The sequence below is a fragment of the Streptomyces sp. NPDC088747 genome (assembly GCF_044751025.1).
Lineage (GTDB): Bacteria > Actinomycetota > Actinomycetes > Streptomycetales > Streptomycetaceae > Streptomyces.
Genome location: NZ_JBIVKZ010000001.1, coordinates 344,155 through 367,285, shown reverse-complemented (window position 1 = coordinate 367,285; position 23,131 = coordinate 344,155). Strand labels below are relative to the sequence as shown.

Sequence of the window (23,131 nt, the reverse complement as noted above, 5' to 3'; positions counted from 1 at the left end):
TGGGCCGGGGGCTGTGTCAGAGCTGGACCATGACGGTCTTGGTTTCGGTGAAGGCGTCCAGGACGTCGGTGCCGTGTTCGCGCCCGATGCCGGACTGCTTGAAGCCGCCGAAGGGAACGGTGCCGGCCGTCATCTGCCCGTAAGTGTTGATCCACACGGTGCCGGCCTGAAGGCCGGCGGCGATGCGGTGGGCACGGCTGAGGTCGGAGGTCCACACGGCGGAGGCAAGGCCGTAGTCGGTGTCGTTGGCCAGTTGCAGCAGTTCGGCCTCGTCGGTGAATGACATCAAGGTGGCGACGGGGCCGAAGATCTCCTCTTGGGCGACGCGCATGTCGTTGGTGACGTCGTCGATGACGGTCGGGGGAACGAACAGACCGGGGCTGTCAGCGAGTTCACCGCCGTGGCGCAGGTGGGCGCCTTCGCTGAGGGCGATGCCGAAGTAGGAGGTGACCCGCTCGAAGTGGCCCCGTGAGGCCAGCGGGCCCATGCGGGTGTCCGGGTGGAAGGGGTCGCCCATGGTGTAGGTGGCGAGCTCCTCAGCCAGCAGCCGGCCGAATTCGCCACGCACGGACTCCTCGACGAAGATGCGGGTCCCCGCGACGCATCCCTGGCCGGTGCCGGCACAGAAGCCGGCGGCGGCCCCGACGGCGGCGGCCTTCAGATCGGCGTCGGCGAAGATGATGTCCGGGGACTTGCCGCCGAGCTCGAGAGTGACGCGCTTGAGGTTGCCGGTGGAGGCTTCCAGGATGTGCTTGCCGACGCTGGTCGACCCGGTGAAGGTGACCTTGTCCACGTCGGGGTGATTGATGATCGCTTCGCCGGCGATCCGCCCGTCACCGGTGATGACGTTCACCACGCCTGCGGGCAGGTCGGTGCTGTGCAGGAGCTCGCCCAGGCGCAGGGCGGTCAGCGGCGACTGTTGTGCGGGCTTGAGGATGACGGTGTTCCCGGTGGCCAGAGCCGGCCCGATCTTCCAGGCGGCCTGGAGCAGCGGGCCGTTCCAGGCCGTGATGGCGGCGACGACGCCCAGCGGCTGACGCAGGGTGTAGTGGAACTGGTCCGGGCCCGAGGGCGCGGTCTGCCCGTAGATCTTGGTGGGCCAGCCCGCGTAGTGCCGGATGACCTCGACGGAGTGAGAGACGAACCAGCGGCTCAGGAACAGCGGGGCGCCCATGTCGAGGGATTCCAGTGTGGCGAGCTCCTCGGCATTGTCCTCGATCACCTCCGCGATCTGCAGCAGGATCTGGCTGCGCCGGTAGGGGGTGATGGCTGCCCAGGCGGGGTCGTTGAATGCCTTGCGGGCGGCGGTTACGGCGGCCTCGACGTCCTCGGCGCCGGCCGCAGCGATCGAGGCGAGGATCTCCTCAGTGGTCGGGTCGATCGTGTCGATGGTCCTGCCGGAGCGAGCCGGAACCCAGTCGCCACCGATCAGCAGCTTCTTCGGCTCTCCCTTCAGGAAGGCGGGCGAGGGGCGGTCGGACGGGGCGAGCATGAGCGGAGTGGACAAGGGAGCCTCCGGAACCGAGAAAACAAACTGGTTTGTTTGTTGTTGGTAAACCTACCCCTGCGGCGCCGCAACGTCAAACTAACTAGTTTGTTTTGTGCTGGCGGCCACTGAACCGTGGGCCACCACGCGTGGGCGCGTCCGGCAGCGCCCACCGCGACGAAATAGCACTGTGCCGCGCACTGTCGTGGCACGAGCCGCGTTCGTGAGGGGTGCTATCCGCCCCTGGTTGCGGCCATGGCAGCAGGACAGACTCGCACCATGAACCTTCGGCAGCTAGGAGAAATCCTCAAAGCGCACCGTGACAGGATTCCGCCGGGAAGCGTGGGTTTCCCCCCGGAAGCGGGATCCGACCGCCGGCGGGTCAGCGGTCTGCGGCGTGATGAGGTGGCTCGGCTGGCCGGAATCTCGCTCGAGTACTACAGCAGCCTGGAACAGGGCCGCGGCTCACGGCCGTCGCCGGCCACGCTGGCAGGTCTCTGCCGCGCGCTGCGCCTGGAATGGAGCCAGCGAGCTCAGCTGTTCGAGCTTGCCGGGCGCCCGCTGCCCGGCGGCGGCAGCCTGCAGCACGTGGAGCCGGGAGTGCTGTTCTTGCTGGACCGCATGGACGGGTGGCCCGCCTTGGTACTTGACGAGGTGGGCGAGGTGCTGGTGCAGAACGAGCTGGCGATGGCGCTCCTGGGAGACCTCGTCTCCGAGCGCGGCGCCAGGGGCGGCATCGTGGAGCGCTTCTTCACGGACCCCGCCTTCCGCTCCCGGTTCGCACGAGCCGGCCGTGAAGCCATTGCCAAGGTCCTGACCACCATGGTCCGCAGCGCACACCGTTACTGGCCGGCTGACGGTCCGGCCGCCCGCGCCATTGCCCGGTTGGCTGCAGCGAACACGGAATTCGCGGACCTGTGGGTAGCAACCGAACGCTTAGAACACGTCAGTCCGGCAAGCGTCGAATTCGCGCACCCCACACTGGGCGTGATCACGCTCAGCTGCTCCTGCATGCACGCTCCCCGGACGCGGCAGCGGCTCGTGTGGTGCACCGCGGCGCCAGGCAGCGCCGCCGCCGATCAGCTTGCTCTGCTCGGGGTGCTGGGAGCACAGGCCATGCCCGCGACGGAACCGGACGACGCCTGACGGTCGTGCAGACATGTTGCGGTGGCCGCGGCCATGCGGGGCCGGCCAGCACTGGCCACGTGCCCAGCCACACCGCGCGCGTCGGCTGCGGGCACTTGCCCGCGCGGAGCTTGCCGGATTGGCGGCGGGACGGCAGCGACCGGCCTCCAGCGTTCGCGCCCCCCACCACATCGGGGACGCATCATGCCGGTGGCCTGCAGCAGTTCAGCCGCGCATGCTGTCGGTGGGCGAGGTGGGCGAGGTGAGCGCGAGAGGCGAGGCGCCGTCGAAGCGCGGCCCCGGAGTGTGACCGCCCGATTCGCTACGACCTCGGCAACCTGCAACCCATCGAGCAGAAGGTAGGACGGTCAACCCTAGGGAGCCCAGCCTTCTTTCTCCCCCGCGCCGTGGCTGCAAATGTTGGGTGCAACAGAGGAACGCCGTGGTCAACGGCCATCCCTCGTACCACCTCACCTGCCTGGAGACCCACGATGCGCGCTGCGTTGGCTACTGCTGTGAACGCCCCCTTGTCCCTGATCGACCGTGAGACGCCCGAGCCGAAGGCCGGTGAGGTGCTCATCAAGGTCATCGCGTGCGGCGTGTGCTTCTCGGACTTGAACCTGATCCGTGGCCACTACCCCTTCGCTCGCTTCCCGGTCATTCCCGGCCACGAGATCACCGGCACCATCGCCGCGGTCGGCGAGGGCGTCACCGGGCTGGCGGTCGGTGACGCCGTGGGCGCCCAGTTCCTGTACGACTCGTGCGGCCACTGCGACTACTGCGTGGCCGGCGAGCAGATCCTGTGCCCGAAGAAGCGGATCACCGGCATCGTCGCCGACGGCGGGTACGCCGAGTACGCCGTGTTCAAGGCCGGCTACGTCACCCCGCTGCCGGCCGGCATGGACCCGGTCGCCGCCGCCCCGCTGATGTGCGCGGGCATCACCGCCTTCAACGGCCTGCGCAAGGGCGGCGCGAAGGCCGGCTCCCGTGTCGCCGTCATCGGCGCCGGCGGTATCGGCGCCCTGGCCATCCGCTACGCCGTCGCCATGGGCACGCGGGTCGCGGTCATCGGCCGCTCCCGCCGCGGCGAGGACCAGGCCAAGTCCCTGGGCGCGGAGCTGTTCATCCCCAGCGCCGACACCGACCCGGCGGTCGCGCTCAAGGCGTGGGACGGCGGCGCCAACCTGGTGCTCAACGCCGCGCCCTCCACCGCCGCCGCGGCCGCCACGCTCGGTGGCCTGGCCCCCGACGGCACGCTGCTGCTGTGCGGCTACGGCTCCGACCCGCTGACCCTGCCCACCCAGCCGATGGTCCTCAACCGGCTGCGTGTCATGGCCTCCCCCTCTGGCTCCCCCCACGACCTGCGCGACACCCTCGCCTTCTCCGCCGCGCACGACATCCTCCCCTCCGTCACGCCGATCAGCCTGGACCAGGCCCCCGACGCCCTGGACGCCCTGGGCTCCGGCGCCGGCGGCGGCCGCTCCGTCATCACCTTCGCCTGAGCCCATCACACCCCGCTCCACCACTGCCTTCCCGTCACATACCGCAATCAGGAGACATCCCATGAGCACCATCATCATCACTGGCGCCGGTTCTGGTTTCGGCGCGCTGGCCGCCCGTGCCCTGGCCGATGCCGGCCACACCGTCTACGCCGCGATGCGCAACACCACCACCCGCAACGCCGAGCGGGTCACCGACGCGAAGAACTACGCCACCGAGCACAACGTCGACCTGCGCACCGTCGAACTCGACGTCCTCTCGCAGGAATCCGCGGACGCCGCCATCGCGACCGTCGTCAGCGAGGCCGGCGGCCTGGACGTGATCGTCCACAACGCCGGACACATGGTGACCGGCCCCACCGAGGCGTTCACGCCGGACGAGATGATCGCGGTCTACGACACCAACGTGCTGGGCACCCAGCGCGTGAACCGTGCCGCCCTGCCCCACCTGCGCAAGCAGCGCAACGGCCTGGTGCTGTGGGTGGGTTCCACCTCGACCAAGGGCGGCACCCCGCCCTACCTCGCCCCGTACTTCGCGGCCAAGGCCGCCATGGACGCGCTCGCCGTCTCCTACGCCGCCGAGCTGGCCCGCTTCAACGTCGAGACCTCGATCATCGTCCCGGGCTCCTTCACCCGCGGCACCAACCACTTCGCCACCGGCGGCCGCCCCAGCGACCAGAGCGTCGTGCCCGACTACGAGGCGCACTACGCCGGCCTCATGGACCAGGTCGGCCAGCGCCTGGCCGACCTCGCCCCGGCCGACGCGGACGTCTCGCAGGTCGCCGACGCCATCGTCGAGGTGGTGGGCACCGAGCACGGCAAGCGGCCCTTCCGCGTGCACATCGACCCGGCCAACGACGGTTCCGAGACCGTCAGCGCCGTCGCCGACCACATCCGCGCCGAGTTCCTCACCCGCATCGGCCTGGAAGACCTCCTGCGCCCGCACAACTGAAGCCCTCCTGCACGGCCCCGACGGACCGAACGGGGCTGCCCACACGTCTGGATGGCCGGTGCGTCGCGAAACCCCGCAGCGCCGCACCGGCCCCTCGCCCAGCCCCTTTTCGCCCCTTGGAGTGCCACCATGCCCACAAGTCCCACTGCCGCCGCCCGCGGCCTGCTGATCGGCGGCAAGGAGATACCCGCTGTCTCCGGCCGTACCACCGACGACCTCGACCCCCGCACCGGTGAGGTGTTCGTACGGGTGCCCGCCGCCGGCCCCCAGGACGTCACCCTCGCCGTCGACGCCGCCGAGGCCGCCTTCGCCTCCTGGGCCGCCACCGCGCCCACCGCCCGCCGCGAACTCCTGCACAAGGCCGCCGACCTGCTGGAACAGCGGTCCGATGAGTTCACCGAGATCATGCTCGCCGAGACCGGTGGCACCCGGACCTGGGCCGGCTTCAACATCCACATGTCGGCCACCCTCATCCGACAGGCCGCCACCATGGCGACCGGCCCCGCCGGCAAGCTGCTGGCCAGCGATGTCACCGGCGAATGGTCCATGGCCGTACGGGAACCGGCCGGTGTGGTCGCCGCCTTCGTGCCGTGGAACGGGCCGCTGATCCTCTGCGCCCGCGCCGTCGCCGTCGCGCTGGCCACCGGCAACCCGGTCATCATCCGCCCCAGCGAGGACGGCCCCATCACTTCGGGATACTTCCTCGCCGACATCCTCGCCGAGGCCGGTTTGCCGTCCGGCGTCGTCAACATCGTCACCAACGACCGCGCCGACGCCCCCGCCGTCGTCGAAGCTCTCATCGCCGATACCCGCGTGCGCCGCGTCAACTTCACCGGCTCCACCCCGGTGGGCCGCATCGTCGGCCGACTGGCGGGCGAGCACCTGACCCCCGTCATCCTGGAACTGGGCGGCAAGAACCCGATCGTCGTCCTGGACGACGCCGACCTCGACTACGCCGCAGCCGGTGTCACGGTCGCCAAGTTCATGAACGCCGGCCAGATCTGCATGTGCGTCGACCGCGTCATCATCCAGGACAGCGTCTACGACGCCTTCACCGACGCCTTCCTCGCCAAGGTGAACACCCTGGGCCAGGGCAACCCCGAAGACCCGCTCACCCTGGTGGGCCCCCTCATCAACGCACGGGCCGCCGAACGCGTCGCCGGCCTGGTCGCCGACGCCGTCACCAAGGGAGCCACCGTCCTGGCCGGCGGCGGGGATGCCGACGGCGCCTTCTACCCCGCCACCGTCCTCGCCGACGTCACCCCCGACATGCGGATCTACCACGAGGAAGTCTTCGGCCCCGTCGCCACCCTCTTCCGCGTCACCAGCGCCGAGGACGCCGTCACCCTCGCCAACGACACCCCCTACGGCCTGTCCAGCGCCGTCTACACCGAGAACGCCACCCGCGGCCTCGCCGTCGCTCGCGCCCTGCGCCACGGCGCCGTCCACGTCAACGACCACTCCGTCTCCGACGAGCCCCAGGCACCCGTCGGCGGCGTCAAGGACAGCGGCTTCGGCCACTTCGGCAGCGAATGGGGAGCGGAGTTCTTCACCGAGACCCGCTGGATCACCCTCGCCGACCAGCACAGCACCTACCCGGTCTAACCCCCACCGGATGCGGTGCCGGGCTCACCCGAACCCGGCACCTTCCGGCCGAGCCACGCATACCGAGTCAACACGCCGTGAGGAACCACCGTGCCCGAAGGCGCACTGCTGGCCGAGCAGATCATCGACGCCGCCGAACAGGCGCTGCGCCGCTTCGGCCCCGCAAAGCCACCGTCATGGACACCGCCCGCGTCCTGGGCGTCTCCCACGGCAGCATCTACCGGCACTTCCCCGACCGCGACGCACTACGCGAAGCGGTCATCGAGCGCCGGCTCACCCGGCTGCGCGACACCCTCCCGGCCGGCCAGGACCACCATCCAGCCGCCTGGCTGGACGCCCTGTACGCCACTCACCGGGACGCCGCGCGCACCGATCCGGAACTGCACGCTGTCTACGCCCACCTTCCCGCATACAGCACGGTGGTCTCCCGCCACCACCAGGCCCTGGCCACCACGTTGACCCGTCTGCTGGAGACCGGGCCGGCGCCGTCCTGGGCGCACGACCACCTGCATGCCGCCACGACCGCGCTCACCGCGCTCACCGCGTTCCTCGACCCCCGCCTCAGCCCTGCGGCCGGCTCGCGAGCCCTTCACCGCCGCGCGCGGCCTCGTCACAACCGGCCTGACCGCCAACTGACCCGTCCCCCGGGACAGGAGAGGGAGATCCGTGCCTGTCCCGGCCAGCAGCCCGCTGCACCTTGAGCCCAACACGGCCCGCCTCCGGGTGGGGGTCCGCGCCGCCGTATGCACGGCGCTGCCGGTGGCCATCGGCAGCGCCACCGGTCACACCGTCACCGGCCTGATCGCCAGCACAGGATCCCTGGCTGCGCTCTACAGCGCTGATGACACTCCACGCCGCGAAGCCTTCACCGTAGGCTCCGCTGCCGCCGTGCTGGTCCTCTCCCTTGCCTGCGGAACACTCGCGGCCCACCACCCGTGGCCGGCCGTCGCCGTAACAACGGTATGGACCGCCCTGGTCAGTTACGCCTGTACCGCACTCGCCGCACGCCCACCAGGCATGATGATGTTCGTCCTGGTGTGCGCCCTGGGGACGGTCCTGCCCGGCAGCATCCTCCTGCTGGCGCCCGCCACCGCCGCCACCGGCGCCGCAGCCACCCTGCTGTCCGTCCTCGACCAGGCGTGGCGCACCCGCCGAGAGCAGCCTGAACCCGTACGCAAAAACCGAGCAACCAGGGCGCGAACGAAAGCCCGCCTCGCCGTGGCCCTCAACCCCGCCGGCTCACCCTTCGCTCTCATGGCGCTGCGCAGCGCCGGCGCTGTCGCCACCGCCGGCACCGTCTCCCTCCTCATGGGACTTGAGCGGCCCTACTGGGCCATGGCCACCGCCGCCGCGGTCCTCAGCCGCGGCAACCAGACCTCCACCGCGGCGAACAGAGCCCTGCAACGGCTCCTGGGCACGCTGGCCGGCTGCCTGCTCGCCGCACTCCTGCTGCCGGCACACCCCCGCGCCTGGGCCGCCGCGCTGGCCCTGGCAGCCCTCACCTTCGCCACCGAACTCTTCGTCTCCCGCAACTACGCCCTGGCCATGGTCTTCGTCACGCCGATGGCGCTGCTGCTCGTCGACGCAGCCGGACCGGCCCAGCCAGTGGGAGCGCTGCTCATCTCCCGTGCCGTGGAGACCTTCCTGGGCTGCGCCGCGGCCCTGGCCGCCTCCTACGCCGTCACCCGGCAGTGGGCCCGCCGCCACCAGAAGCACGCACTCGTACTCGTCCTGCACACGAGCGCCGACGTCCTCGCGGCCGGTGAAACGGCCGGCAGACAGCGGCGGCTGGGCCGACTGGCCGCCGCCGTACACCAGCTGGAACTGGTCAGCGAGCGCACCCGCGGCGAACGCGCGGGCGTCTCCGCCGCCACCGCACCCCTGCAGGAGGCAACCCGCCAGGCAGTGGACCGAGCCACGCGACTGCTGAAGAACAGCGGACCAACCGAGCCCGACCCCCACACTGCCCGGGCACTGCGCGCCACAGCTCACCAACTCACGACACAGCCTCTGGTCCGAGGTGCCGCATGAACCGGATCCGGCTGCCCCCCACGGTCCCCGGCCTCAACCGGGCAGGGCTGGCGGCCCTGCTCATCCTGACCTTCCTGCTCACGTGGAGCGTCCACAGCCTGCAGGCTCCACCCGCCACCGACGGCGACAGCTCGACCACCACTGCCTTTCCGACCGCGAAGGACACCACCATGACCACCACCCCGCTGCCTCCCATCGTCGCGACCGCCCTCGACGCCGCGAACGCTCACGACACCGACTCATGGCTGGCCACCTTCAGCCCCAACGGCGCAGTCAACGACTGGGGCCGCGGGTTCACCGGCCATCAAGCCATCCGTGCGTGGAGTGACGCCGAATTCATCGGCGTCGACGTCACCCTGCACGTCACCCAAGCGCACACCACCGGCGACATCACCACGGTGCTCGCCCAGGTCGGCGGCAACGGCTTCAACGGCCCCTCACACTTCACCTTCACCGTGCGAGGCGACCAGGTCCTCCTCATGCGGATCACCGCCTGAGGCAGCCCCCGCCAGCTGCGCCACCGCCCGCCCTCACGCAGGCGAACTGTCTCGATGCGCCATATCCCCCTTCTGCGCCCTCTCCCGCGGAGTACCTTCATGCGTTCCATCCGCTTGGTCCTGGCCGGTGTCCCGCTGAGCGGTGCCGCCTTTCTTCTCTGCGCACTCCTGGCCCAACCTCCCCACCGGGTGACCGGCGTGGTCGCGGCAGCAATCTTCTGCCCGCTGTGGTTCGCGCTCTGCGCCGCCAACGCCCTGGGCGGGATTGCCGACGGCCACAGAGCCCGCCTCGAAGCAGGCCTGGCAGGGGTGATCTTCACCGGACCGGCTGCCGTCTCGCTTCTGCTGTGGTGGGCCAGCCGCACCTGGTGGGACGGCGGCCCCCTCATCACGGCGTCGCGCACCGTATGGGTCCTGACCGCCGGCATCCTGCTGTGGGCCGGAACAGCACAGCTCACAGCAGTCTGGCGGACACCAGGCTCACCCGTACGGGCCATGAGCGCGGCCGCTGCCGTCTTCAGCCCCCTGTGGGCAGCCGTCATGGTCGTGAACCTGCTGCTCGGCCTCAGCGTCGGCTACTCGCTGACAGAAGAGATCCCTGTCCTTCTCATCAATCTCGCAGTCCCAGTCGGCATTGCCCTGATCGCCCGCATCCTGCCGGAGCAGGACCGGACCTGAAAGTGACGGGCATGAACCGTCGCCACTTGACCTGCTCCACCTCGCTCGACGCGTAGTGGTGCGACAGGCAATGGCTGCTCTTGCTCAACTCGACGGCTGGATCCGGCCATGGTTCAAGCCGCCGTACATCGCTCCGTGCCCACGACGGTGCTCGGGCAACAGCGTCAAGTCCACTGACGACTTCACCACACCGTCCGCACACAGCATCGCGTCAGCCAGCTCGAACAACTCGTCGCGTCGAGCGGTCCGACACTCGTAGAACTCGCCCCGGAAGCGTGACGCTTCCGCGAACGCTTCTCTTGGTACAGCATCAGGCAGCAGACTCACCTCACGGCCTTCGTCGTGATCACGTGCACCTTGGTCGGAGCACATGATCAGACGAAGGCCGCCTCAACGTCCGGCGAATCCCCAGGTGAGCGACCCAGTTCGAGACGGCATTCGAGGCCGGAAGATAAAGGACCTAAGGGGTCGTTTCCATCTTGAGTGGTCTCTATGTGTTTGCGCCTGTCTCATTTCAGGACGCCCGGGTCTGTTCCGTGCTTCGACGAGGCGGGATGCACGCATGGGCGCGCGCCCCCAGCCGGCGATACACCCAGGGCGTGACGGAACGCCGCGCGTATCCAAGTGACCTCTCCGATGCCCGCTGGGAGCTGATCGAGCCGGTCCTGACCGCCTGGCGCTTCGAACGCCGCGGCCGGGCCCTGGACTTCGGCCGCCCGCCCCGGCATGACCTGCGCGAGATCATGAACGCGATCCTGTACATCGACCGCACCGGCTGCCAATGGGCCTACCTCCCGCACGACTTCCCGCCGCATCAGAGTGTCTACGGCTACTTCGCCAGATGGCAGACCGACGGAATCTTCGCCCAGCTCAACGGGCTGCTGCGGGAGTTGGTACGCCAGCAGGAAGGCAAGCTCCGCCACCCTTCGGCTTGCGTGATCGACGCCCGGAGCGTGAAGACCTCCACCAGTGTCCCCGCGGGGAGTCAGGGCATCGACGCGGGCAAAAAATCGTGGGACGCAAGCGCAGCATCATCACCGACACCCTCGGCCTGCTGCCGGCCGTGCTGGTCACCGCGGCCAGCGTCCAGGACTCCACGGTCGGCCGCACCCTCCTGGAGCAGGCTGCCGCCCCACCCCGGCCTGCGTGAAGTCTGGGTCGACGGCGGCTACCGCAAACACTTCGTCGAACACGCCGCTGCCCTCGGCGTCGACCTCGAAATCGTCCAACGCGCCTCCGGGACCAGGGGATTCACCCCGACCCCGAAACGGTGGGCGGTAGAGCGGACCTTGTGCGCCACGAGGCGCTCTGTTTGTATCCCCGGCTCAGCCGGGAGGAACTCGAAAGAACCAGTGACCGGGCTCAGTTGTCAGGGACGGTGCGCTGGGCGGCCCACGCGATATGGCGACGGCTGGATTGTTTGAAGCCCAATCTTCAGAAGACGCAAGCTCCCATCCGCCGGAAAGACAGCTGGAACCGGCGCCGTGCTCTGCCCTGGACTCGAAGGTTGTCCGGTGCACTTCCGGAGCCCGGAGCGATGTCCAGCGAGGACATTCAAGGAGATGAGTGGGACGCCTACGTCGCGCTAGAACGTACAGACAGGGACGAACGTGGGATCGCCTCGGGGCAGCGAGGTTTCTCGGCTACGAGATCATGACCCAGCACAACGACACGAAAAAGACCGGCCCCTACCGTCGGGTCAACGGTCAGATCGCTCTCCGTGTCCCACGGGATGTGATCCAAGCCAAGTGCGCCCCCTGTCTCGCCCGCGGAGAACCCGCGAGGAATACGGCGACCGCGCCCGGCGGCGTTCGCACGCATGCCCTCTTTCGCCCGATGCTGGCACGTGGTGCCGTCTTTGACATCATCCCTGCGCGGGCCTACATCGGTAACTAGGTGCGCTATGTTGGGGGAGGGGCGGAGCGCGTCCCGGCGACCACGGGAGGACACCATGCCCACAACATCCGCGTCAGAACCTGTCGTTCAGGTGCGGCCGGGGCTATGGAGTGTGGAGCTTCCGCTGCCGATGGCGCCGCACGTGGTGATCGTCTACGTCCTGGAGACCGAGGCGGGGCCGTACCTGATCGACGCCGGGTGGGACACCAACGAGTCGCTGCACGCGCTCCGGGCGAGGCTCGCCCGCATCGGCACGCGTGTGGAGGACATACGCGGCGTCCTCGTCACCCACGCCCACCTCGACCACTACGGCCTGGCCCCGCGTATCCGCGAGATCTCCGGCGCCTGGGTGTCCCTGCACTCTCTCGACGCCGCTGAGCTGACCTCCTACCGGCGGGACCCCGCCGACCGCCTCGTCGACGTGCTGCGGGCCGCCGGTGCCCCGGACGCGGCGATCAGCGCGGCGGCGGCCGGCCGGGGGCGGTCCCCCGGACACACCGGCGTGGGCGCCGGGCCGGACGTGCTCATGGAGGACGGCGACCGGCCCAAGGTCCCCGGCTGGGACCTCACCGCTCTGTGGACGCCCGGCCATACCCCCGGGCACCTGTGCTTCTGGTCCCCGCGGTACGAGGTGCTGCTCGTCGGCGACCATGTGCTGCCCCGCACCGTCGTGGCCGTCCACGAGCCGCACGGCCCCCGCGACGACCCGCTCGGCGCGTACCTGACCTCGCTCGACCGGCTGGAGGCGCTCGCGCCGGGCGAGATCCTGCCGGCGCACGAGTACCGGTTCACCGATCTGTCCGGCCGTCTCACCGAGGTCCGGGGACGGCACCGGGCGCTGGTCGCCTCGGCGCTGCGCATCCTGGGCGACGGGCCCGCGACGGCCTGGCAGGTCGCCGAGCGGCTCGCCCGCCGGGGCACCCTCGAAGGGCTGAGCGGCTTTCCCCTGCACGCCGTGGTCACCCGCGCGCTCATGCTGCTGGGACGTCTGCGCCATCTGGGGCTCGCCGAGGAGGTCCCGGGCTCGCCGCCGCACTGGCGACGCGCGCCGTTGGCCGGACCGGGCCCCGGCACCTGAGCCGTGCCGCGGCTCCTTCGGCCCGTTCCCGCCCGCGTTCCGCGCGTCCGGGCTCTTCAGTTGTCCGTTCATCGTGACGTGGAGGTGGCACATGGCAGCCCGCGCTCGCCTGGCCGAACTGCTCGACAACGTCCCCGCGGGCGCGCCCGCCGTGGAATTCGACGAGGCGTGGTGGACCTGGGGTGACCTGAAGGACGTGGCCAGGCGGCTCGCAGGGGTCTGGACCGAGGCCGGCACCGCGCCGGCCGCCCGGATCGGGATCGTTCTGGAGAACCGCCCCGAACACCTCGCCGCCACTGTGTCGTTGCTGGCACAGGGACACTGCCTGGTCACGCTCAGCCCGCTCCAGCCCCCGGAGCGCCTCGCGGCCGACATCCTGCGCAGCGAGGCGAGTGCGGTGATCTGCTCGCCCCGGGTGCTGGCCCATGACGCGGTACGGGAAGCCGTACTGCGCTCGGGACTCGCCGTCCGGCTGGCCGAGGACGGGACCGTGGAAGCGGCGGGCGTCGGCGGCGCGGCCGTGTCCGCCCCCGGTGTCACCATCGAGATGCTGACCTCCGGCACCACAGGCCCGCCCAAGCGGGTCCGGCTGGGCGACCGGCAGTTCGACGCGGCCCTGGTCTCCAGTGGACAGGTGCCCAAGCCGGGCACCCTGCTGCGCAGCGGCACCGTCATCGTGGCCACGCCCATGGTGCACATCGGCGGCCTGTGGGGAGCCGTCTCCGCGCTGTACGCCGGCCGGCGGCTGGCCCTGCTGCCCAGGTTCGACCTGGACCCGTGGGTGAGTGCCGTCGAGCGGCACCGGCCGTCCGCCGCCGGGCTCGTACCGGCCGCGCTGCGCACCGTCCTGGACGCGAGAGTCCCCCCGGAGAAGCTGTCCAGTCTGCGTGTCGTCACCTGCGGCACCTCGCCGTGCCCGGCGGAGCTGGCCGACGCGTTCTTCCGTACCTACGGCGCCCGGGTCCTGATGACCTACGGGGCCACCGAGTTCGCCGGCGCCGTCACCGCCTGGACCCTCCCGCTGCACGAGAAGTGGTGGAGCACCAAGGCAGGCAGCGCCGGGCGGCCCGTACCCGGTGTGCGGATCCGCGTCGTGGACCCGGCGGAGGGCACTGAAAGGGCGCCCGGGGAGACGGGCGTGCTGGAGGTGCGCACGTCCCAGGCGCCCCGGGGCGAGGATGCCTGGACCCGTACCAGCGACCTCGGGCGGGTCGACGAGGACGGCTTCGTCTGGATCGAGGGCCGGGCCGACGACGCCATCGTCCGCGGCGGCTTCAAGGTGCAGCCCGAGCAGGTGCGGGCCGCACTCGAACGCCACCCCGCCGTGCGCGAGGCGGCGGTCGCCGGATTGGCGGACGAACGGCTGGGCCACGTGCCGGTGGCGGCCGTCGAGGTGCGGCCGGGGCACCCGGTACCCGGCACGGACGAGCTGACCGCCTGCTGCCGGGAGATCCTCACCCCGTACGAGGTGCCGGTGCACATCGCCGTGGTCGACGCACTGCCCCGCACCCCGTCGTCGAAGGTCAGCCGCGTCGAACTCCTGGAGCTGATCGGGAAGTCCATGGCCGCGGCGCGCGCGGCCTGACCGGGGTCTTCCTCCAAGCGGGGGGCGCCGTCCGTCGTCGTGACGGACGGCGCCCCCTTCGCTCACCCGGCGGTGGCGCGCTCCGCGACGAGCAGGGCACAGAGCCGGTCCTCGTGGAACGCGGCGTCCCCGTGCAGCACCTGGTCGGCCTTGGCCCGGCGCAGATACAGATGGAGGTCGTGCTCCCAGGTGAACCCGATGCCGCCGTGCAGTTGCAGCGCCTCGCCCGCCACCCGGCTCACGCCGTCCGGGACGAACGCCTTGGCGGCGCTCGCGGCCCGTGCCGCGTCGGGGGCGTCCGCGTCCAGGGCCATCGCCGCGTACGACACGGCCGCCCGTGAGCCGCGCAGCGTCATCAGCATGTCGGCGCACTTGTGCTTGACCGCCTGGAAACCGCCGATGGCCCGGCCGAACTGCCGGCGCACCGTGACGTACTCGACGGTCATCTCCAGCAGCCGCTCGCCGGCCCCCAGTGCGTCGGCGGCAGTGAGAACGGCCGCCGCGTCCGCGATCCACCGTCGCTGATCCGCCCCGAGCGGCAGCAGTTGTCCGGCCGGCACCCGCACCCCGTCGAGAACCACCTCGTGGAAAGCGCGGCTCAGGTCCACCGTGCGCTGCCGGCGCACGGCGAGCCCCGGCAGGTCCCCGGACACCAGGAACAGGGCCGGTCCGTCCGGGGTGCGCGCCGAGACGAGCAGCCAGGAAGTCCGGCCGGCGTCCTGGACCAGGGTCTTGCGGCCGTCCAGCCGGTACCCGCCGTCGTCGAGGGGCGTCGCGAGGGTGGTGGAGCCGGTGGTGTCGGCCGCCGCCCAGGTCGCGGCGGCGGTGCCGGCGGCGAGCGCGGCGGGAACCGCACCCGAACCGGCGGACGCCTTCGCGCGGGTCAGGGCGAGGCCGACCAGCGCGGTGGTCGCGAAGGGACCGGGTGCGGCGGAGCGGCCCAGTTCCTCCGCGACCAGGCACAGCTCGGTCAGCCCCTGCGCGCTTCCGCCGTGCTCCTCCGGGGCGGCCAGCCCGGTCCAGCCGAGCCCGGTGCCCAGCTTCCACAGGCCGGCGTCCTGCGCGAAGGCGTCGCCGGCCCAGGCCCGCACCTGGTCCGGGGTGCAGTGGCTCCGGAGCGCGTCGCGGGAGACATCCCGCAACATGACCTGTTCCTCGCTGAGCTCGAAGTCCATGTGCCCCGCCTTTCGCTCCGCCCGGAGTCCGCCCGCCGGGCCCGGTCCCGCACTGCGGCCTCCGCAGGATGCCCCATGCTATAACCTAGGTAACTCAGATACCTAACTCGTACGTAACTCGTCGAGGGACCTGGAGGACGCCGTGCGACTGGAGAGTTCCCCGGAGCTGGAAGCCTTCCGCGAGCGGGTCCGCGCCTTCGTCGCCGAGCGGGCCCCCGGGGTGAAACCGCACGCGGGTGTCCGAGCCCCCGATCCCGAGCTGATCCCCGCGATCCGGGCCTGGACGGCGGCCCTGTTCGAGGCCGGCTACCTCGGTTCGGAATGGCCGGCGGAGTACGGCGGCCGGGACACGCGGGCGGATCTCCGTGAGGCCTTTGTGGTGGCGGAGGAGATCGCCCGCGCCCGTACCTGGGAGCCCATCGGCGCGGGCACTCTGGCCGCCGCCGCGCTGATCGAGTTCGGTACGCCGGACCAGCGGGCGTACCACCTGCCCCGCATCCGCCGGGCCGAGGACATCTGGTGCCAGTTGTTCAGCGAACCCGGCGCGGGCAGCGACCTGGCCTCCCTCGCCACCCGCGCCCGCCGGGATGGAGACGAGTACGTCATTGACGGCCAGAAGGTGTGGACCACCAACGGCCAGCACGCCGACGTGGGATACCTGCTGGCCCGTACCGATCCGGACGTCCCCAAGCACCAGGGCATCACGGCCTTCGCCCTCGACATGCGCACCCCGGGCATCGACATCCGGCCGCTGCGGGAGATCACCGGCAGCTGTGACTTCAACGAGGTCTTCCTGGACTCCGTACGCGTGCCCGCGAGCAGGGTGATCGGCAGCCCGGGGGAGGGCTGGAAGGTGGCCAACTCCAGCCTCGCCCACGAACGCGGTGGGGTCGCGGCGCGCGGCGTGGAACTGCGCGGCCAGCTCGACGACATCCTGGCCCTCGCCGGGGAACGGGACGCGAGCGGCGGACCCGGCATCGAGGACAGCGCCGTGCGCCGGAGCATCGGCAATCTCGCCGCCCGGGTCCACGTGGCCGACCTGATGAGCAAGGCGGCCCAGTCGAGGATGGCGCACGGCACGGACGACGTCGCCGACGCGCCCCTGGTGAAGGTCTTCTTCAGCGAGGCCAACCACGCCGCCGCCGAACTCGCCCTGGCTCTGCAAGGCACGGACGGACTGCTGACCGAGGGAGAGCCGGGAGCGGTCGCCGACGGCTGGTGGCAGGACGCCTTCCTGTACGCCAGGGCCTACACGATCGCGGGCGGAGCCAACGAGGTCCTGCGCACCGTCGTCGCGGAGCGTGCGTTGGGGCTGCCCCGCGAGCCCCGCTGATCGCCACCGCCCCGCACCTTCGAACGCCGCCGAACGGGAGTGACCGCCATGACCGCCAGCCCATCCGCAGCACCCCAGTCGCAGGAGACCCTCGGCGTCCTCACCGACGCCGCCCTGGAACGTTCCCGCGCCCGGCTGGGCGTACCGCAGCCGCAGCACAACCCGCCGCACAACTACGAGGTGAGCCGGGACGCGTCCCGCCACTTCGCCTACGGGTACGGGGACGACAACCCGCTCTACTGCGACCCCGAGTACGGGCGCGCCGGCCGCTGGGACACCCTGATCGCCCCGCCTGCCTTCCTCTACACGATGGGGGAGGACGCCGCGCCGAAGCCCGTCGCCGAGACCAAGTCTCTACTCAAGGGCGATCCCTTCGCCGGCCTGGGCTCGTACCAGGCGGTGATGGAGTTCGAGTGGTGGCGTCCGCTGCGTCTCGGGGACCGCTGCCGCATGCTCCAGGCGCAGGTGGGCGTCCAGGAGAAGAAGAGCAGCTTCGGGGGTCGCACCGCGCACATCACCCACGACTTCCTGTACGAGAACGGCGACGGGCAGATGCACGCCGTACGCCGTGGCACCTGGATCAACGCCGAACGGCACACGTCGAGGGAGAGGTCCAAGGAGGTGCTGCGCCAGGAGCCGTACACCCCGGGGCAGCTCGAAGAGATCGACGCGGCCTACGCCGCCGAGACGCGCCGCGGTGCCGAGCCGCGCTTCTGGGAGGACGTGCGCGTCGGTGACGAGATACAGCCGAGGGTCAAGGGCCCGCTCACCACCACGGACGTGGTCGTGTGGCACATGGGCTGGGGGATGCAGCTCACTCCGCCGGGGAGCTTCCGCCTCGCGCACCGGGTGCGGGCCAAGGCGCCAGGGCTGTACCCGCCCAACGCGCTGAACGTGCCCGACACCGTCCAGCGCCTGCACTGGGAGCCGCAGCGGGCCCAGGAGCTGGGGCTGCCGTCGTCGTACGACTACGGAGCCATGCGCGAGACCTGGCTCACCCACGCACTGACCGACTGGATGGGCGACGACGGGTGGCTGTGGAAGCTGCGCTGCGAGCACCGCCGGTTCAACTACCTCGGTGACACCACATGGGTGCGCGGCAAGGTGACCGGCAAACAGGAGCACCAGGGCCGGCACGAGGTGCACCTCGAAGTGTGGTGCGAGAACCAGCGGGGCGAGCGGACCACCCCGGGTACCGCCGTCGTCCTGTTGCCGACCCGGCGCCGCCCGCGTGTCGATCTGCCGGCGCCGCCCGCGTCCTCCATGAGCGGCATGGTGGAACACGAACTGGAGCGCTACCGGCTCAAGGACCCGAAGTGAGGGACATGCTGCTCGGAGAACCCACCACGACCGCCCCGCCGTGGCCGGTGCACAGCACCTCCTGGGTGCCCACGCTTCCCGTACTGCTGAAGGACGCGGCCCAGCGCCGCCCGGCCGTCCGGTTCTCCTTTCGGGGCGCGGGCGGGATCGCCGGCTTCACCCTCTCCGAGATCTTCGGCCACGCTCTGCGGGTCGCCGCCGGACTCACCGCGCTGGGGGTCGGACGGGGCGTGGTCGCCGTGCAACTGCCGCACCGGGTCGAGGCGGTGGTCACCCAGTGCGCCGCCCTCCACGCCGGGGCCGTGGTGCTGCCGCTGTCCTCGTCCGCCGGCCCGGCGGCCGTGCGGTCGGCGCTGGAGGAGGCGCGGGCGACCGCGTTCGTGACGACCGCCTGGCACGCCCACGAGGTACTGCGCTCACCCGGCGCGGTCCGCGGTCCGCGTCCGGTCGGGCAGGTGATCGCGGTGTCCGGGACCTGGCCCGCCGCCGCGATCCCGGCGGACGCGGTCGACTGGGCGATGCTGGAGGCGTTCCGTCCGACGGCGGCACCCAGCGGGGCGACGCCCGACGACTGCCTGCTGCTGTCCGTGCCCGGCACGGGAAGCCGGCCGCCGCACCTGGTCCGCCGTACCCCGCGCGCCCTGCTGCCCGACCTGCTCGCCTTCGACCGGCAGCAGGCCGCGCGGCGGGGCCGTACACATCTCTGCCTGGTGCCGCCCGACCATGGGTGGCCTGGCCCACGGTGTTCCGACCGTCTTCACCGAGCGCTGGGACGCCAAGGCGGTCTTCGGTCTCGTCCGGCGGCGGCACCTCCTGTCGGCCGTGCTGCTGCCGTCGCAGCCGACGGGCATCCTCGATGTCATCGACCGGGGTGTCGACCGGGTGCCGACGCCGGAGGGCTGCCTACCGGCCGGCCCCGAGCCGGGGCGGACGCTGAGCGAACGCGCCGATGAGGCGGGCATCCGTGTCTACCGCGGATACTGCTCCCCTGCTTCCGTACGCGTCACGGTGGGCACACCCGACGATCCGCTGGAGCGGCGGGCGACGGCCCGCGGCCTGCCGGTGCCCGGTTGCGAGATCCGCGTCATGGCGCCCGACGGTGCGCCCCTGCCCACCGGCGACATGGGAACGGTCCAGGTCCGGACGTCCTTCGACCGGGGACACCACCCCGCCCCCGAGCTGGGTCCGAGGTCCGGCGACGGCTGGTGGAGCACCGGGGACCTCGGACGCCTGGACCAGGACGGGCGGCTGACGGTCCTGCCGGGCGCCGGTCCTTCCGCCGAGGCCGAGGAGCAGGCCGACGAACGAACCGTCCCGGAGGACGGGGAGGAATGTCCGGTCGGCATCCTGGGCGGCACCGGTGCGCAGGGCAGGGGGCTGGCAGCGCGCTTCGCGTCCGCCGGGCTGCGGGTGCTCCTCGGCTCCCGGGACGCGCACCGCGCCCGCGAGACGGCCGAGGAGATCTCCGAGGTGTCCGGTCTGCGGGGGATCGAGGGAGCGGACAACGAGGAGTGCGCCCGGCGCGCCGGTATCGTGCTCGTCGCCGTGCCGTACGTCGGGCACGCGGAGTTGCCGGAGCGGCTGCGCGAGGAGCTGGCCGGCAAGGTCGTCGTCGATTGTGTCAACCCGCTGGGCTTCGGGCGCCGTGGCCCGCACCCCCTCACCGTGCCCGAGGACGGCGCGGCCGAGCAGGCGCGGGACCTGCCGCCGCGGTCGATCGTGACGGCGGCGTTCCACCACCTGTCCGCCGTCGTGCTCGGCGACCTCACCAGGTCCGTGGACAGCGATGTGCTGGTCCTCGGGGACTGCCCGGAAGCGGTCGCGTCGGTGAGCCGACTGGCCGAACTCATCCCGGGGGTCCGCGCGGTGTCCGGCGGCGGGACGTACAACGCCGCTCAGGTCGAGGCGTTCACGGCCAATCTCATCTCAGTGAGCCGTCGCTACCGGACCCACGCGGGTCTGCGCGTAACAGGTCTCTCCCCTACATAGTTCACTAAGTAATCCACCTTGGGTATGGTGGGGCCCACTCGCCATCCACCCGCACTCGCAGGGGAGCACACGCCATGCGCATAGAGGGAATCTCCGCCGTGGTCACGGGCGGTGCGTCCGGGCTGGGCCTGGGAGCCGTCCAGCGGCTCGTCGCGGGCGGCGCCCGCGTCGTCATCGCCGATCTGCCCGGCTCGCCCGGCAAGGCCGTCGCCGACGAACTCGGCGCCGCCGTCCGCTTCGTACCCGCTGACGTCACCGAACCGGACCAGCTCGGCGCCGCGATAACCGCCGCCCAGCAGAACGGCCCACTGCGCGCCGTGGTGCACTGCGCCGGCATCGGCAACGCCATCCGGGTCGTGGACCGCGACGGGAACCCCGGTGAGCTGGAGGGCTTCGAGAAGGTCGTCCGGGTCAACCTCATCGGCTCGTACAACGCGCTGCGCCTGGGCGCCGCGGCGATCGCCGCCACCGACCCCGCCGACGGCTCCGACGGCGAACGCGGCGCCGTCGTCATGACCGCCTCGGTCGCCGCGTACGAAGGGCAGATCGGCCAGATCGCCTACAGCGCCTCCAAGGGCGGCGTCGTCGCCATGACCATCTGCGCCGCGCGGGACCTCGCCGGCCGCGGGGTCCGGGTCAACACCATCGCCCCGGGCCTGATGGACACGCCGCTCCTGGGCACGCTGCGCGAAGACATCCGCGCCTCCCTCGCGGCGACGGTGCCGCACCCCAGGCGTCTCGGGTCGGCGCAGGAGTACGGGAACACCGCCCGGTTCATCCTGGAGAACTCCTATGTCAACGGCGAGACCATCCGCCTCGACGGAGCCATCCGCATGGCCCCGCGCTGACCCGCCATCCCGTCCCGCCCACCAGGAGAGGCAGCCTGTGTCCGACGAAGTCCTGCTGCGACACGCCGACGGTGTCACCGTCATCACCATCAACCGGCCGCAGGCGCGCAACGCGGTGAACCGCGCGGTGTCCGAGGGGATCGCCGCCGCCCTCGACGAGTTCGAGTCCCGTCGCGACCTCACGGTCGCCGTCGTCACCGGCGCGGGCGGTACCTTCTGCTCCGGCATGGACCTCAAGGCGTTCCTCGCCGGGGAGGACGTGTCGGTCGCCGAGGGGGGCTTCGCCGGGATCACCCGGCGCCCACCCCGCAAGCCGGTCATCGCCGCGGTCGAGGGGTACGCCCTCGCCGGCGGCTGCGAAGTGGCCCTGGCCTGCGACCTGATCGTCGCGGCCGAGAACGCCCGCTTCGGTCTGCCCGAGGTCAAACGAGGTCTGGTGGCAGGTGCCGGCGGACTCCTCCGGCTGCCCCGGCGGATCCCGTACGCCCTCGCCATGGAACTCGCCCTCACCGGCGACTTCCTGGACGCCCCCGACGCCCACCGCCACGGGCTCGTCAACCGGCTCACCGCGCCTGGCGAAGCACTCGCCGGCGCCCAGGAACTGGCCGCCCGTATCGCGGCCAACGGCCCGCCAGCCGTCGCCGTCACCAAGGACATCATCGTCTCCGCCGCGGACTGGAGCGCCGCGGAGGCGTTCGACCGGCAGGACCAGGTGATGGCCCCCGTCTTCACCTCCGCCGACGCCCGTGAGGGCGCCGCGGCCTTCGCCGAGAAGCGCGCGCCCCAGTGGCGCGGCGAGTGAACGCCCCGCCCTTCCCGGTGTGCGCGAACATCCCGTCCCATGCCCGTCCAGGAGGAACCCATGCGTGACGCTGTGATCGTCGAGGCCGTCCGGACCCCGGTGGGCCGGCGCAACGGTGCCCTGTCCGGTGTGCATCCGGTGGACCTGTCGGCACACGTACTGCGATCACTCGCCGACCGCACGGGCATCGACCCGGCCGAGGTCGACGACGTGATCTGGGGCTGTGTCGGGCAGGTCGCCGAGCAGGCCCTGAACATCGGGCGCAACGCGGTCCTGTCCGCCGACTGGCCCGAGTCCGTCCCCGGCACCAGCGTGGACCGCCAGTGCGGCTCCTCGCAGCAGGCCGTTCACTTCGCCGCCGCCGGTCTGGTCAGCGGCCAGTACGACGTCGTGGTAGCCGGCGGCGTCGAGTCCATGTCCCGGGTGCCGATGGGCAGTTCGGCGGGCGAGTTGGACGCGATGGGTCCCGGCTTCCTGAAGCGTTACGGCATACCGGTCGCGGGCCAGGGCGTCGGCGCCGAGATGATCGCGGAGCGCTGGGGGCTGTCGCGGACCGTGCTCGACGAGTTCGCGCTCGCCTCGCACGCGAAGGCGGCGGCAGCCGCGGACGCGGGACGCTTCCGTGGGCAGATCGCGCCGGTGACCCTGCCCGACGGCACGGTCGTGGACGCCGACGAGGGTATCCGCAGGGGCGGGACGGTGCAGACCCTGGCTCAGCTCAAGCCCGCCTTCAAGGCGGACGGTGTCATCCACGCGGGCAACAGCTCGCAGATCAGCGACGGCAGCGCCGCCCTGCTGATGACGACCTCCGAGAAGGCCCGCGCCCTGGGTCTCACACCCATCGCCCGCGTCCACACCGCCGTTCTCGCAGGGGACGATCCGGTGATCATGCTGACCGCGCCGATCCCGGCCACCGCCAAGGCCCTCAAGCGCTCCGGCCTCACCCCGGACCAGATCGGTGCCTACGAGGTGAACGAGGCGTTCGCGCCCGTCCCGCTGGCCTGGCTTCAGGAGACCGGCGCCGACGAGAAGAATCTCAATCCGCTCGGCGGGGCCATCGCCCTCGGCCACCCGCTCGGCGGCTCGGGAGCTCGCATCATGACCACGCTGGTGCACCACATGCGCGACAACGGCATCCGCTACGGCCTGCAGACGATGTGCGAAGGCGGCGGCATGGCCAACGCGACCATTCTCGAACTGCTCTGACCCCGTTCCCCACAAGGAGCAGCCAT

General features: G+C 71.3%; 19 protein-coding genes and 2 pseudogenes. 18 read left to right on the top strand and 3 right to left on the bottom strand.

What is annotated here, in order from left to right:
- Positions 1 to 16: 16 nt before the first annotated feature.
- Positions 17 to 1,507, bottom strand: a complete 1,491-nt coding sequence (locus tag ACIP79_RS01905; protein WP_401217947.1) for an aldehyde dehydrogenase family protein — start codon at positions 1,505 to 1,507, stop codon at positions 17 to 19.
- A 258-nt stretch (positions 1,508 to 1,765) separates the two neighbouring features.
- On the opposite strand from ACIP79_RS01905, the gene ACIP79_RS01900 reads away from it, so the two are divergent.
- The 8 genes from ACIP79_RS01900 to ACIP79_RS01865 all read left to right on the top strand — a co-directional run bounded on the left by ACIP79_RS01900 (position 1,766) and on the right by ACIP79_RS01865 (position 9,873).
- A complete protein-coding gene (locus ACIP79_RS01900; protein WP_401217944.1) occupies positions 1,766 to 2,632 on the top strand; it encodes a helix-turn-helix domain-containing protein in 867 nt (288 codons plus the stop codon).
- Positions 2,633 to 3,114: 482 nt separating this feature from the next.
- Positions 3,115 to 4,113 carry an alcohol dehydrogenase catalytic domain-containing protein gene (locus tag ACIP79_RS01895; protein WP_401217941.1) on the top strand — a complete coding sequence of 333 codons (999 nt, stop codon included), beginning with the start codon at positions 3,115 to 3,117 and terminating at the stop codon, positions 4,111 to 4,113.
- A gap of 61 nt (positions 4,114 to 4,174) precedes the next feature.
- Positions 4,175 to 5,062: an SDR family NAD(P)-dependent oxidoreductase gene (locus ACIP79_RS01890; protein WP_401217938.1), complete on the top strand. Its 888-nt coding sequence runs from the start codon at positions 4,175 to 4,177 to the stop codon at positions 5,060 to 5,062.
- 129 nt (positions 5,063 to 5,191) lie between these two features.
- The gene (locus ACIP79_RS01885; protein ID WP_401217935.1) at positions 5,192 to 6,667 is read left to right on the top strand and encodes an aldehyde dehydrogenase family protein; all 1,476 of its coding nucleotides are present in this window, start codon (positions 5,192 to 5,194) and stop codon (positions 6,665 to 6,667) included.
- 176 nt (positions 6,668 to 6,843) lie between these two features.
- The gene (locus tag ACIP79_RS01880; protein WP_401217932.1) at positions 6,844 to 7,368 is read left to right on the top strand and encodes a TetR/AcrR family transcriptional regulator; all 525 of its coding nucleotides are present in this window, start codon (positions 6,844 to 6,846) and stop codon (positions 7,366 to 7,368) included.
- Positions 7,334 to 8,698: an FUSC family protein gene (locus tag ACIP79_RS01875; protein WP_401217929.1), complete on the top strand. Its 1,365-nt coding sequence runs from the start codon at positions 7,334 to 7,336 to the stop codon at positions 8,696 to 8,698. Before ACIP79_RS01880 ends, ACIP79_RS01875 begins: the two co-directional genes overlap by 35 nt.
- Positions 8,695 to 9,195, top strand: coding sequence for a hypothetical protein (locus tag ACIP79_RS01870; protein WP_401217926.1), 501 nt, complete (start codon positions 8,695 to 8,697; stop codon positions 9,193 to 9,195). Before ACIP79_RS01875 ends, ACIP79_RS01870 begins: the two co-directional genes overlap by 4 nt.
- Before the next feature lie 99 nt (positions 9,196 to 9,294).
- Positions 9,295 to 9,873: a hypothetical protein gene (locus ACIP79_RS01865; protein WP_401217923.1), complete on the top strand. Its 579-nt coding sequence runs from the start codon at positions 9,295 to 9,297 to the stop codon at positions 9,871 to 9,873.
- A gap of 99 nt (positions 9,874 to 9,972) precedes the next feature.
- Here ACIP79_RS01865 and ACIP79_RS01860 read toward each other — a convergent pair.
- A pseudogene (locus tag ACIP79_RS01860) lies at positions 9,973 to 10,200 on the bottom strand (transposase); the annotation flags it as partial.
- A 272-nt stretch (positions 10,201 to 10,472) separates the two neighbouring features.
- Here ACIP79_RS01860 and ACIP79_RS01855 point away from each other — a divergent pair.
- The 3 genes and pseudogenes from ACIP79_RS01855 to ACIP79_RS01845 all read left to right on the top strand — a co-directional run.
- Positions 10,473 to 11,162 (top strand): annotated as a pseudogene (locus ACIP79_RS01855) (IS5 family transposase); the annotation flags it as partial.
- Positions 11,163 to 11,824: 662 nt separating this feature from the next.
- Positions 11,825 to 12,847, top strand: coding sequence for an MBL fold metallo-hydrolase (locus ACIP79_RS01850; protein WP_401217920.1), 1,023 nt, complete (start codon positions 11,825 to 11,827; stop codon positions 12,845 to 12,847).
- A gap of 91 nt (positions 12,848 to 12,938) precedes the next feature.
- Positions 12,939 to 14,432 (top strand): class I adenylate-forming enzyme family protein, encoded by a 1,494-nt coding sequence (locus ACIP79_RS01845; RefSeq protein WP_401217917.1) that lies wholly within the window; start codon positions 12,939 to 12,941, stop codon positions 14,430 to 14,432.
- A 62-nt stretch (positions 14,433 to 14,494) separates the two neighbouring features.
- On the opposite strand, the gene ACIP79_RS01840 is transcribed toward ACIP79_RS01845, so the two are convergent.
- A complete protein-coding gene (locus tag ACIP79_RS01840; protein ID WP_401217914.1) occupies positions 14,495 to 15,607 on the bottom strand; it encodes an acyl-CoA dehydrogenase family protein in 1,113 nt (370 codons plus the stop codon).
- Positions 15,608 to 15,749: 142 nt separating this feature from the next.
- Between ACIP79_RS01840 and ACIP79_RS01835 the strand changes: the two genes are divergently transcribed.
- From ACIP79_RS01835 to ACIP79_RS01805, 7 genes are all read left to right on the top strand, one after another.
- A complete protein-coding gene (locus tag ACIP79_RS01835) occupies positions 15,750 to 16,940 on the top strand; it encodes an acyl-CoA dehydrogenase family protein (protein WP_401217911.1) in 1,191 nt (396 codons plus the stop codon).
- A 48-nt stretch (positions 16,941 to 16,988) separates the two neighbouring features.
- Positions 16,989 to 18,260, top strand: a complete 1,272-nt coding sequence (locus ACIP79_RS01830; RefSeq protein WP_401217908.1) for a MaoC family dehydratase N-terminal domain-containing protein — start codon at positions 16,989 to 16,991, stop codon at positions 18,258 to 18,260.
- Positions 18,261 to 18,265: 5 nt separating this feature from the next.
- Complete coding sequence (locus ACIP79_RS01825) at positions 18,266 to 19,213, top strand: AMP-binding protein (RefSeq protein ID WP_401219188.1); 948 nt, start codon at positions 18,266 to 18,268, stop codon at positions 19,211 to 19,213.
- A gap of 295 nt (positions 19,214 to 19,508) precedes the next feature.
- Positions 19,509 to 20,249: an NADPH-dependent F420 reductase gene (npdG, locus tag ACIP79_RS01820; protein WP_401219186.1), complete on the top strand. Its 741-nt coding sequence runs from the start codon at positions 19,509 to 19,511 to the stop codon at positions 20,247 to 20,249.
- Between the two features lie 74 nt (positions 20,250 to 20,323).
- A complete protein-coding gene (locus tag ACIP79_RS01815; protein WP_401217905.1) occupies positions 20,324 to 21,097 on the top strand; it encodes an SDR family NAD(P)-dependent oxidoreductase in 774 nt (257 codons plus the stop codon).
- 37 nt (positions 21,098 to 21,134) lie between these two features.
- Positions 21,135 to 21,899 (top strand): crotonase/enoyl-CoA hydratase family protein, encoded by a 765-nt coding sequence (locus ACIP79_RS01810; protein ID WP_401217902.1) that lies wholly within the window; start codon positions 21,135 to 21,137, stop codon positions 21,897 to 21,899.
- 60 nt (positions 21,900 to 21,959) lie between these two features.
- A complete protein-coding gene (locus ACIP79_RS01805; RefSeq protein WP_401217899.1) occupies positions 21,960 to 23,105 on the top strand; it encodes a thiolase family protein in 1,146 nt (381 codons plus the stop codon).
- Positions 23,106 to 23,131: the final 26 nt, after the last annotated feature.